This window comes from Microvirgula sp. AG722, assembly GCF_003269145.1.
GTDB lineage: Bacteria > Pseudomonadota > Gammaproteobacteria > Burkholderiales > Aquaspirillaceae > Microvirgula > Microvirgula aerodenitrificans.
Window position 1 is genome coordinate 73,998 of the sequence record NZ_QLTJ01000006.1, and the last position, 11,735, is coordinate 85,732.

Annotated in this window: 8 protein-coding genes and 1 tRNA gene; 3 read left to right on the forward strand and 6 right to left on the reverse strand. The window is 59.6% G+C overall.

Translation table 11 applies throughout. From position 1 onward, the window contains the following. Positions 1-29: 29 nt before the first annotated feature. From DFO50_RS10190 to DFO50_RS10205, 4 genes are all read right to left on the reverse strand, one after another. Entirely contained in the window at positions 30-1,928 is a 1,899-nt protein-coding gene (locus DFO50_RS10190) for a DUF3732 domain-containing protein (RefSeq protein WP_199489799.1), read from the reverse strand. A gap of 56 nt (positions 1,929-1,984) precedes the next feature. Next, a complete protein-coding gene (locus DFO50_RS10195; protein WP_112692453.1) occupies positions 1,985-2,494 on the reverse strand; it encodes a three component ABC system middle component in 510 nt (169 codons plus the stop codon). Beyond that, on the reverse strand, positions 2,491-3,654 hold the full coding sequence (locus tag DFO50_RS10200; protein ID WP_146745047.1) for an ABC-three component system protein: 1,164 nt from the start codon (positions 3,652-3,654) through the stop codon (positions 2,491-2,493). Before DFO50_RS10200 ends, DFO50_RS10195 begins: the two co-directional genes overlap by 4 nt. A gap of 813 nt (positions 3,655-4,467) precedes the next feature. Then, a tRNA-Thr gene (locus DFO50_RS10205) sits at positions 4,468-4,543 on the reverse strand. A 125-nt stretch (positions 4,544-4,668) separates the two neighbouring features. Here DFO50_RS10205 and DFO50_RS10210 point away from each other — a divergent pair. After that, positions 4,669-8,214: a DUF748 domain-containing protein gene (locus DFO50_RS10210; protein ID WP_112692455.1), complete on the forward strand. Its 3,546-nt coding sequence runs from the start codon at positions 4,669-4,671 to the stop codon at positions 8,212-8,214. A 6-nt stretch (positions 8,215-8,220) separates the two neighbouring features. Here DFO50_RS10210 and DFO50_RS10215 read toward each other — a convergent pair whose 3' ends face one another. After that, a complete protein-coding gene (locus DFO50_RS10215; protein WP_051528958.1) occupies positions 8,221-8,835 on the reverse strand; it encodes a YdcF family protein in 615 nt (204 codons plus the stop codon). A 140-nt stretch (positions 8,836-8,975) separates the two neighbouring features. On the opposite strand from DFO50_RS10215, the gene rraA reads away from it, so the two are divergent. Then, the gene (rraA, locus tag DFO50_RS10220; RefSeq protein ID WP_028499750.1) at positions 8,976-9,455 is read left to right on the forward strand and encodes a ribonuclease E activity regulator RraA; all 480 of its coding nucleotides are present in this window, start codon (positions 8,976-8,978) and stop codon (positions 9,453-9,455) included. A gap of 32 nt (positions 9,456-9,487) precedes the next feature. Next, complete coding sequence (locus DFO50_RS10225; protein WP_028499751.1) at positions 9,488-10,402, forward strand: LysR substrate-binding domain-containing protein; 915 nt, start codon at positions 9,488-9,490, stop codon at positions 10,400-10,402. Between the two features lie 61 nt (positions 10,403-10,463). Here the strand turns inward: DFO50_RS10225 and DFO50_RS10230 are convergent, their stop codons facing one another. Next, positions 10,464-11,666, reverse strand: coding sequence for an acetyl-CoA C-acyltransferase (locus DFO50_RS10230; protein WP_028499752.1), 1,203 nt, complete (start codon positions 11,664-11,666; stop codon positions 10,464-10,466). Positions 11,667-11,735 lie beyond the last annotated feature (69 nt).

Consider the following 11,735-nt stretch of genomic DNA (forward strand, 5'->3'; position numbering starts at 1 on the left):
CGCTTACGATGCAGTGATGATGCAAGAGCCTAGCCCCACTCAGCCGGGACGAGGCCTTTTCCACGCCACTCTTCCACGTGATGGACATTGGCCAGCTTGCCCCAGACATCTTCATCCGCGTGGTCTAGCACGATGATCTGTAACCGGCCTGTAGTCCGTGTAATGATGTGGTCGAAAAGTGCGAATACCTTTCGCACCGCAGCTACATCCTCATTGTTCCACTCCGGATCAAGGTCCTCTTCCAATGCCTTTCCTGCTCTTCGGGTAGGAAAGTAGACTTGGCTTGGTTGATCATAGATTAGCAACCCCGGTACCGGATGATTCGGTTTACTAAGAAAGTAGCCTTGCAGGGCAAGTGTGAGTGCTACGTGATACGCAAGCCAATTTGCCCCACTGCCAATTTCCCAAAGAAAATCATCGCGCGTGCCACGAATAACTTTTACCGTGAGATCTTGAATATTAAGGCGAATAGGTGCGTCAGGCCATTCTCCGTCAAGTTCTGGAACAAGGCGTGAAGATATGGATTGAATCGTATCAAGCGCGTTTTCCGTTTTCCGTCCTATTTCGTGTTCAGATATCAGCTTATTCAGACCCTCTACTTGTGTTCGTAACGCTAAAATTTCTTCGTTTAGCGTGGAAGAAGTATCAGCCACTTCATACAGTCGGAGGGCTTCTTGCAAGCGTCCACGAAAATGTGAAATCTCTTCACCGCGAGTAGTTACTTTGCGCGCTTCCTCCGACTGCCCTTCCAATGTCCGTATTTCTTGGCGTACCGCCGAAAGATCGGCAAGTATGGTTTCAACGGCTTCGCGCTGACGAAGCGTTTCTCTTCCTAGAGACTCAGTAATCGCCGGATGAGACCGCAGGCGAAGTTCAATACCCTCTAGCGCCTGACAGAGTTGGTCAATCCGCGCTCGTCCGGCATCGCTGGGCTCAAGCACCGCCGCGGGACGCTCAGTGACCAGCTCTCGAATCCATCTCGACAATCCCAACCGGTCACGTTGAACGTAAAGGCCATCTCGGAATGAGTCGCTGCTCTCATCCAGGCGGCGCAGTTCGTGTAGTCGGTTACGAGATTGGTTGAGTTCCATCACAAGCTTGGACTCGGCACCCCGCAACTCAGTAAGTCTCGCCATGATGACATCCATGGACGCCAGCGTCGGAGTGGCGGAGCGGGTGTCGCTCTGCATTGCAGCTCGAAGCAGGTCCACAGTTGACGGCCAATCATTCGGCACGACCGTATGCGCCGGTAGTAGCCCGTACTCAATCGCTAGACGTGCCCAAGCGAAGCCTTCCCGTTGCCAAGATGCTCCAGAAGCCTGTCTTGCTTTCAGCTCGCCTTCCTTTCGGCGAAGCTGCCGTGAAATTCGGTCCAACTCGTGACGCGCTTGCAAAAGCTCCGGGCTGATGGCACCTAGCACATACGGGAAAATGGTCTTTAACTTTTCACGATGGTCTGTGGTATCAGCTTTGAAGAACATCACGTCGGGATTCGCAATGATGTTCTGGGGCTGAAACAAGAAGGCCATTAGGTCACGAAAGCTTGGTCGGGATTTGAATCTGTCCTCACTGCCTGGCTCAAATTGCAAGTTCGACAGACCTGAGAGTCGATTCAGAACCGCCTTAACATATTCAACCGTTTGATTTTTTTGTTGGATGATGGGAGGCGGTTCGATTTCCTGGCCTTCCAAGAGCAGTATGTCGCCGGATGCCTTAAGATCTCCGGGCTCTCGGCGGGCAATCAGCTTCTGCCCTTCAAGAGTGTCGACCAGTACGCCGAACCAGGAACAACTCTCGCGAATCACTCCCACTGGGATAGCGCACTTTTCTGATCCCAAGCAATAGTCAATAATCGGAATAACCGACGATTTTCCGGTCTTCGATGCCCCGCTGATGACGTTGACCGCACCAGGCTCAAATTTCACCACTCGTGGATCTCCGCCGCGTCGGGGCCACAAGATGACTTGTCGTAGTTGAAAGTACATCAGAACTCCACTCTGAGCGTGTGAACTACCTGCTGATCGGTGAGGCCTGCAAACCAGTAACCGATTCTCTCGCAAGCGGGGCCGAGTCGTCGAATCCGCTCTGGCAACGCTGGCATGCCTAAGTCCTCGTCCTGACTAATTGACCAGATAGTGGCCATCGTTGGTTCGATCCGAATGAGACCGGATTGCTCTGCACATATGAGCGAATCTAGGGTCAATCGTCTTAGCGCCAATGCCCTGCCATGAATCGCCAGGAGGTCTTCGCGCTTATCCCCAAGCTTGCCGGCGAACAGGTGTAGCCCCGATGATTTATGGGTACTCAACACCATCGCCAAGGTTGGGCTGTGTAAGATCAGCGGGAGGACAATGAACACAAGAGGAAGTACCGCTGGGAGGCCTTCACGGTCTTGATATCCAAGACAAAACTTCCACAGTGCGTAGGCACCCAAAGCTTCGTTTTGAACAAGCGCCGCCTCACTAATATGGAGTGGTCGAGCGACCTCGCTCATGCCTCGTCCTCCTTGTTCAGTAGTGCTTCGTGCTCGGGATGCCAACCGAGTGCTCGCCTATCTGCCAGATCATTAAACGCACCGTGAGTGAAGTAGTCCGGCACTGCGCGACTATCTATAGGCACCGACAAAACCGAACATTGGCGGTATACAAATCGCCCTTGCACGACTTTTGGTTTATCTGAATGGAAGTCCTGGGCTTCACCTACAAACGCATCGTACCGACGCAGAAGCGCACCCTCCCAATCCTTGAAGGTATCGTCGAAGATGAGTCCTGCTTCGGCCCACTTAACCTTATCGCCGGACGTGCGCATGAGATCACTTGCCGCCCGAAGTTGTTGCCCCTCCGAAGCTTCGATCAACTGTAGCTGCCGTACGAATATAGGCCGGCTTGTAACTACTGCTTTGGCATCATTTGCTGTGGGGGCCGAAGTTAGCGAAGCCAGATAGCCGGGCATGTTGTTCTGCTGAACAAATGCATGAAAACTCTTCCGAAACTCTGCAACACAAATTAAAGCTGGCTTACCTTCGCGGATGAGGCGATCGGCTCGCGCCTGCGCCATTCCGATAGCTGCTTCGCAGATGATATCTATTGAACCGTCTGGAACGGTGGGTTCAAGCAAAGCCCGCAGAGGCTGTAGAGGGTCTGCGTCATTACTAATAATTGAGGCCTTGCAAATTACTTCGTTGCGAAGAGCTACAGGCGCATCAAGAAAACGCTGTATGTGCGGCATGCATTTCGGTGGCGTGGACTTTTTACTGAGCCTGTCCTTGAGCTGTTGGATTAGTAGCTCTACGGCGGCCTCTGATGCTGCGTCATGAATGGTCGAGCTCACCTTACCGGACTTCGGGGGCGTCACATACAGGCGAAACGTTGCTTTGCCCCCGTCAATTTTTTTCGATTCGACCGCGGCAAGCCAGTTCGCAATGGTCTTCCAAAGGTCCTCGGACCAATCAGAGAGAGCATTGTGAGACAGAGCGCTCTTACATTGCTCCAATAGAACGCTTCCATTAGCGTAGTGGATAGCGACATCATCCAGAAATTCTAAGGAAACGCTCGAATCTGATGGACTGCTGAGGAGGTGGTAGCAGAGCCGAACCGGCTGCAACGAGAAGCCCAGATAGGGGCCAGGCGCACTATGTTTGACTAGGGCGGTCATGTACGCTGCTCCAAGTCACCTTGCTATGGGCGGCTGCCCGGCATTTCGCAAACTCCATGACGCTCCCTGAGTGTCGCCGCAGTCCAGCCTAGGGCTGGTCTGCACGCTTTGTTACGCATTACGCATAGGTTAGCAGCAGTTAATATTAAGTGTCGAAAAATATTCCCCAGTGTTGCCGGTCTTTCCTGTCAGCCGCAACCTAATTGAATGCTTGCGTAGTCATGGCTCGGAGCCACCAGATGCTATACGAGCAGCCAAATGCCAATTTACTGCAAGTATGGCCTATCGATAGCTCCCCGAAATTGGCTGGATACTTTGGCCACGAATGCCCGCTTCGGGAGCTTCGAACTGAATCGGCAGTGATACGGCTTTGGGTTGGGGCCCGTTATCCGCGGCAGGAAGCTAACTTTTGGTGATTGCTACAAAGAAATAGTCGGTAAGTTACCCCAAGCAGACACTCAGGACAGGTGATGTGACAGACTGCTTTGGCCGAACAGTGGCCACAAGATGGCCCCCTCCCGTCGCACCACAGTGTCCAAGAACTCAGTTCACATGGCGCTAACATAACCGGTACGCAATCAGCCACAGCCCTCTCGTGGAACGGAAGCAAAGCTTTGTGAGAAGGATCCCTTATCCAGCTATTTGTGCCAACACAGAGAAGGCTTCCAGACCGGTCCACTTCATCTAGCATCAGCCGCACAAGCCTTGGGCCAACGCCCACACCATTGACCGTTCCTGCTTACATAGTGCTTACACGAGCCAGAAAAGCAAAAGGGGTTACAGCATTTTTTTGCTGTAACCCCTTGATTTTTCTGGTGCCGACTACCGGAATCGAACTGGTGACCTACTGATTACAAGGCAGTTGCTCTACCAACTGAGCTAAGTCGGCGCGGGGCGGATTATGCCTGCGGAGTGCGTTGCGGGCAAGCTCTGGCGCTGGCGGACGGGTAGAATGTCCACAATGCTGCCCAATCGCGGCCTACAACAAATAATGACCGAAAACGCCCTGCCCTCATGATTGCTCTCTCTCGCGCGGTCAAGCCCGCCGCCATCACCGTTGCCGTCCTGGCTGCCCTCGGGGCCGTGACTTATGTGTCCGGTCCGCTGTTCGTCAAGGATCTGGTCGAGGAAAAGCTCGGCGAAGCCCTGCTCGGGCGCAAGGTCAATATCGGTGAACTGACGCTGAACCTGTATACGCTGACGGTTCAGGCCGACAATGTGCGCATCAGTGAAGCAGACGGCAGTACGCCGTTCGCCAAGTTCGATCATCTGCTGGTCAATCTCGGCGTTGCTTCGCTCGGAGGCGGTGTTCGCATTCAGGCGCTGGATCTGGCCGGGCCGGACGTTCATCTGATCCGGGTCGCGGACAACCGCTACAACATCAGCGATCTGGTAGAGAAGTACAGCAAACCCAGCGACTCCCCCACCCTGTTCGCACTGGCCAATCTTCGCGTCACTTCCGGTCGCATCGTGTTCGAAGACCGGCCGCTGACCAAGACGCAGACGGTCGACCGGCTGACGCTGTCGCTGCCGTATCTGTCCAATTTCCCTGCCGACCTCGATGTCGACACCAAGCCGGATTTCTCCGCCCGTCTGAACGGCAAGCCGGTCTCGCTGCTTGGCGACAGCAAGGTGTTCAAGTCGTCACACGACAGCAGCCTGACGGTCAAGCTCGACGGCGTCGATCTGATGCCACTGCTGCCGTATCTGCCGGTCGCGTTGCCGGTGCATGTCAATTCGCTGAAGCTGGATACCGACCTCAAGGTCGATTTCAAGGATGCAAACAACGCACCGCAACTGACGCTGAGCGGCGTGGTCGGCCTGCGCGATCTGGCGCTCAGCGACCGCCAGGGCGCTGCGCTCGGCGAACTGGAGCGGGCATCGATCCATATCAGTCATCTGAAGCCGTTCGCGCACGACATCGCCATCAAGGAGGTCTCGGTCACGGCGCCGAAGCTGGCGGTCACCCGCGCCCGGGATGGCCAGTTTAACTGGCTGCGGGCGCTGGCGCCGGCAGGTCCGGCCCCGGTTGTACCGGCAGCGGACAGCAAGGTCACACCGTGGCGCTGGTCGCTGGACAATGCGCGCATCCGCCGCGGCGAGGTGCTGTATCGCGATGACATGCCGGCCGGCGGCTACCGCACCCGGGTCAATGACCTGTCATTCGACCTGGCCCGGCTGAACAGTGCTTCGACCACACCGGCACCGGTCCGGCTGCATGTCAGCACCGACCGTAACGAGAAGCTGGCGATCGATGGCCGCCTGACGCTGCAGCAGATGAGCAGCGACGGGACCTTCACTCTGGAAAACCTTGATGCCGGTGCATTGCGCGACTATGTCGCCCTGGTGCTGAAGCCCTATTCCCGGCTGCGGCTGGACAGCCTGCACGCCAATGCCGACGGCGCCTTCACCTTTGCGCTGGAAAACGGCGCGCCGCGTTACTCGCTGCGCAATGGCAATGTCGGCCTTGCCGACCTGAAGCTGAGCGAAAGCGCGCGTGACCCGGCGATCGAGTTCAAGCAGCTCGCGGTCAGCGATATTGCGCTGGACAGCAGCAGCAAGCGGGTTGAAATCGGCCAGGCCATACTCAAGTCGCCGGTTGTTCATCTGCTGCGCGATCGCCGTGGCGACAATGTCGAGCGCTGGTTTGTCGCGCAGAAACCCGCGCCGGCGGTACGCAGTTCGCAATCATGGCGGGTGCTGACCAGTCAGGTGTCGGTCGAAGACGGGTCGCTGCTGCTGAAAAGCACCCAGCAGCGCCGCAATGTGGTCGTCAACCTGACCCGGCTGAATGTGCGCACCCGCAATGTCGACAGCGGCCGGCTGGCGCAGTTGCCTATCGAGGCCGATGCCGTCGTCAACCAGCGCGGCAAGCTGGCACTGAAGGGCAGCGTCGACGTGGCACGCCAGAGCGGCACGCTGAATGTCAATGCGCGCTCGATCGACCTGTCGCCGCTGACCGTGCTGCCGACCCGTGACATCCGGGTCAACGTCAAGCGCGTCGATCTGAATGCACGCGGCCAGTTGCGCTTTGCCAATGCGCCGGCCGGCATGGAGGCCGGCTACCGTGGCACGCTGGCGCTGAACAATGTTCTGGCACTGGATGAAATCAATCGCGGGCTGGAACTGGCGCGCTGGCGCACGCTGGCGCTGGACGGCATCGATTTTGCCTACGGGCCGAAAGTGCAGCGCCTGCATGTCGGCACGATCAATGCGAACGACTTCTTCGTTCGCGCCGTGCTCAGCCAGGACGGCCGGCTGAACTTCCGCGAGATCCAGGGCGACTTTGCCGGCCCGACGCAACCGGCCGGCATCGCCCTGGTCAAGGCACCGGAGAAAGCCGATACCCGCACCACCCTGTCCGGCACCTCGACCACCACGGTCGAAGGCCAGCGTCCGGTCCCGCCGGTCCCCAGCGGTCCGCCGATGGACATCAGCGTCAACCGCATCGTGCTGAACCGCGGCTGGATCAACTGGACCGACAACCTGATCCAGCCGAACATGCGCGCCGATCTGACCCAGCTGAGCGGCAGCATCGGCCGCATCGCCACCCGCGACAATGCCGCCGGCGCCATCGACATCAAGGGCCGGGTCAACCGCGATGCGCCGCTGACGCTGTCCGGCAAGGTCAATCCGTTCGCCAAGCCGCTGCTGCTGGACCTGAGCGCCAGCGTCAAGAGCATGGATCTGCCGGCGCTGACGCCGTATTCGCGCAAATATGCCGGCTACCCGATCGAGAAGGGCAAGCTGTCGCTGGACCTGCACTACCGTATCGCCGACAACCAGCTCAAGGCCGACAACCGCCTGTTCCTCGATCAGCTGACCTTCGGTGACAAGGTGGACAGCCCGGACGCGACCTCGCTGCCGGTATTGCTGGCGGTCAAGCTGCTGAAAAACCGCAAGGGCGAGATCGATGTGAACCTGCCGGTCAGCGGCACGCTGGACGATCCTGATTTCAGTATTGGCGGCGTGATTTTCCGGGTGATCGTGAATCTGCTGGAGAAAGCGGTCACCGCACCGTTCGATCTGCTGGCTCATGCCTTTGGCGGCGATGTCGCCCAGTTGTCGCATCTGGACATGGTCGGGACCGGGCTGACGGCGGACAACCGCAAGCAGCTCGACACGCTGGCCGGCATGCTGGCCGACAAGCCGGACCTGAACCTGGAAATCCGTGGCGTCGCCGATGTCGACGGCGCCCGCCGTGCCCATCTCGAACAGGAGATCAAGCGCCGCTGGCGGAATGACGACGCAGCGGATGACGATGCCGAGCCGGGTACGGCCCAGCGCAACAAGCTGCTGAAGGCGGTCTACGACGATGGCAGCTTCAAGAAGCCGCGCAACCTGATCGGCTTTGCCAAGTCGCTGCCGCCGGCGGAAATGGAACAGCTGATCATCGCCAATACCAAAGTCAGCGAACGCGATGTACAGCAGGTGGCCAGCCGTCGTGCGCAGGAAGTCAAACGCTACCTGGAAGAGCAGGCAAAGGTCGACCCGTCGCGCCTGTTCCTGCTGGCCGGCCAACAGGGCGACAAGAACGGGGTGGATTTCAGCCTGAAATGAGCAGGCTCAGGACAGCGAGCGGAATGCCCGGTACACCAGCGCGTTGTAGGTCTCTTTCCACAGGAAGCGGGCCTGCATCTCCAGCCCCTGGTAGCGCGATGACGGGGTCGGGGACGGATAGGCCTCCAGGCCAAGGTCCCTGGCCATCATCATTGCCCGGTGCATGTGCAGCGGGTCGCTGACGATCAGGAACGAGGTCAGCCCGGCATGTTCGGCCAGCGCAGCGGCGTTGACCAGGTTGCCATAGGTAGTGCGGGAATCGTTTTCGGTCAGAATGGCTTCGGCCGGCACGCCATGCTGGATCGCATAGCGCCGGCCCACGGCCGCCTCGGTCGGGTAGCCGTCCACTGGCGTGCCGCCGGTAAAGATCAGTGCCCTGACCCGCCCGTCCCGGTACAGCTTGACCGCATGGTTGATCCGCTCGCGGAACACCGGCGAGGGTCGCTCGCCCCAGGCTGCGGCGCCCAGCACCAGCGCGGCATCGGCCGGACGGGTACTGCTTTGTCGCCCATAATCATAAATCTGCCAGGCGGTATATCCGCCGTAAGCAAGCAGCAACAGCACTGCCGTCAGCAATCCGTAGAAAAACCGCCGCACCGTACCCAGACAACCGACTGCCATTTCCGCCCTTACCAGAGTTTGACCGGTGTCGATCATACCCAACTTCCGCTCCTGTATAGTCGCTGGCAGCAGCACATAATCACAGGCGCGGTCCCGATACCGCCCGCCCTTCCGGCTTTTTACGCAGACAAGGAGAACACATGGACTTCCTCACCACCGACCTTTGCGACGAATTTGGCAACCGGGTACAGATTCTGTCACCGGGGTTTCGCGCCTATGGCGGCCTGCCGCGCTTTGCCGGCCCGATCGCCACGCTGAAACTGTTCGAGGACAACTCGAAGGTGCGCGAGATACTCGGCGAGCCGGGACGTGGTCGGGTGCTGGTGGTCGATGGCGGCGGTTCCCTGCGCTGTGCGCTGGTCGGCGATCAGCTGGGCGACCTTGCCGTCCGCAATGGCTGGAACGGCATCATCGTCTATGGCTGCATCCGCGATTCGGTCGCACTCGGCAAGCTGCCGCTCGGCATCCGCGCCCTCGACACCCATCCGCTGAAATCGGTCAAGAAAGACATCGGCGAGCGCGAACTGCCGGTCGTCTTCGGTGGTGTCGCCTTCCGCCCCGGCGAATGGCTGTACGCGGATGAGGACGGCGTGATCGTCAGTCCCGAGCCGCTGGTCTGAACCCCCTTACGCCAGATTGCCGACCCAGAAAAATGCGCTTTACCCTCAAACAGATGGAAGTCTTCGCCGCGATCGCCCGTTATGAAAATGTGTCGCGAGCGGCGGACGAGCTGGCATTGTCGCAATCGGCGGCAAGTGGTGCGCTGGCCGAGCTGGAGCGCCACTACGACATGCAGTTGTTCGATCGTGCCGGCAAGCGGCTGCGGCTCAATGACCTTGGGCATGCCCTGCTGCCGCGCGCGACCGAGCTGCTCGACCGCGCCCACGAACTCGATGCGCTGCTGCGTCACAACGACATTGCCGGCAATCTGGCCATTGGCGCCACCCTGACCATCGGCAACTATCTGGCACCGATCATCGTCAGCGACTATCTGCGCGCGCACGAGTCGGCCCGCGTGCGGCTGGAGGTCGCCAATACCCGCGACATCGTCGAGCAGGTCGCCCATCTTGCGCTGGATCTCGGCCTGGTCGAAGGCGATTTCAACCACCCGGATCTCGATGCCCTGCCATGGGGCACCGACGATCTGGTCTGCTTCGCCCCGCCCAACCACCCGCTGCTGGAAGGCACGCCGGCACTGGACACGCTGGCGTCATCGACCTGGATCGTGCGTGAACAGGGCTCCGGCACCCGCGCGGCATTCGACCGCGCCTTCAGCAAGCACGGCCTGCGGCCGAATGTGCGTCTGGAGCTGGAACACACCGAGGCGATCAAGCGGGCGGTCGAGTCCGGTCTCGGCATCGGCTGCGTGTCCGGGCTGGCGCTGCGCGAGGCCTTCCGGCGCGGCAGTCTGGTCCCGCTGTCGACCCCGCAGCTGAACCTGCACCGCCACTTCCATATCGCCCTGCACCGCAACAAGTTCCGCACCGCCGGCATCGCCCATTTCCTGGAGCTGTGCCGCGCCCATCTGGACGCCGGCCTGCCGACGCGCGAAACCAATATCCTGTAAACCGCCAAAAAAACAAAAACACCGGCAACGAAAGTTGCCGGTGTTTTTTTTCAGTCTGCGCTTACAGGATTTCGATAATGCCTGCCGCACCCATGCCGGTGCCGATGCACATCGTGACCATGCCGTAGCCCTTCTGGCCGCTTTCACGCATCCCGTGCACCAGTGTCGCGGTGCGGATGGCGCCGGTTGCACCCAGCGGGTGACCGAGGGCGATGGCGCCGCCATTCGGGTTGATCTTGCTGGTATCCAGTTCCAGATCGCGAATCACTGCCAGCGCCTGCGCAGCAAAGGCTTCGTTCAGCTCGATCCACTTCAGGTCGTCCTGCTTCAGGCCGGCGTTTTCCAGCGCGGCCGGAATGGCCACCTTCGGGCCGATGCCCATGATCGACGGCGGCACGCCCTTGACGGCGAAGGACACATAGCGGCCCAGCGGCGTCAGGTTGAACTGCTTGAGCACCTTTTCGCTGACCAGAATCACGGCGCCAGCGCCATCAGACATCTGCGAGCTGTTGCCGGCCGTAACCGAGCCCCTGGCATCGAACACGGTCTTCAGCTTGCCGAGGCCTTCCAGCGTGGTGTCCGGACGCGGGCCTTCATCGGTATCCAGCGTCTTCTTCACGTATTCGACTTCGCCGGTCTTCAGATTCGGCACGCGGTAGGTCACGTCCAGCGGGCTGATTTCCGCCTTGAACTTGCCGCCCTGGATCGCGGCGATGGCGCGGCGATGCGATTCCAGTGCAAACGCATCCTGGTCTTCACGCGACACCTTCCACTGCTGGGCCACCTTCTCCGCCGTCAGACCCATGCCGTAGGCAATCGCATAGTTCTCGTCACGGGCGAAGATTTCCGGGTTCAGCGACACCTTGTTGCCCATCATCGGCACCATCGACATCGATTCGCTGCCGGCGGCGATGACCACGTCGGCCTCACCGGTACGGATGCGGTCGGCGGCGATCTGCACCGCGTTGATGCCCGACGAGCAGTAGCGGTTGATGGTCAGGCCGCCGACGGTTTCCGGCAGGCCGGCCAGCAGCACGCCGATGCGCGCCATGTTCAGACCCTGTTCGGCTTCCGGGAACGCGCAGCCGACCACGACGTCATTGATCAGGTTCGGGTCCAGTTCCGGCACCTGGGCCAGCGCGCTCTTCAGCACGTGGGCCAGCATGTCGTCCGGACGCACATTGCGCATCATGCCGCGCGGCGCCTTGCCAACCGGCGTGCGGGTCGTCGCGACGATATAGGCTTCTTGAATCTGTTTGCTCATTTCAACACTCTCCGAATTCTGTTCGGGCCGGCGGCGCATCGCCTGCCGGCCGCAAAGCGGCTTGCCGGG

Excerpts from the sequence above, each read along its gene's own strand:
- DFO50_RS10195 (WP_112692453.1), bottom strand. The coding sequence starts at position 2,494 with ATGAGCGAGGTCGCTCGACCACTCCATATTAGTGAGGCGGCGCTTGTT.
- DFO50_RS10230 (WP_028499752.1), bottom strand. The coding sequence starts at position 11,666 with ATGAGCAAACAGATTCAAGAAGCCTATATCGTCGCGACGACCCGCACG.
- DFO50_RS10200 (WP_146745047.1), bottom strand. The coding sequence starts at position 3,654 with ATGACCGCCCTAGTCAAACATAGTGCGCCTGGCCCCTATCTGGGCTTC.
- DFO50_RS10210 (WP_112692455.1), top strand. The coding sequence starts at position 4,669 with ATGATTGCTCTCTCTCGCGCGGTCAAGCCCGCCGCCATCACCGTTGCC.
- DFO50_RS10225 (WP_028499751.1), top strand. The coding sequence starts at position 9,488 with ATGCGCTTTACCCTCAAACAGATGGAAGTCTTCGCCGCGATCGCCCGT.
- rraA (WP_028499750.1), top strand. The coding sequence starts at position 8,976 with ATGGACTTCCTCACCACCGACCTTTGCGACGAATTTGGCAACCGGGTA.
- DFO50_RS10215 (WP_051528958.1), bottom strand. The coding sequence starts at position 8,835 with ATGGCAGTCGGTTGTCTGGGTACGGTGCGGCGGTTTTTCTACGGATTG.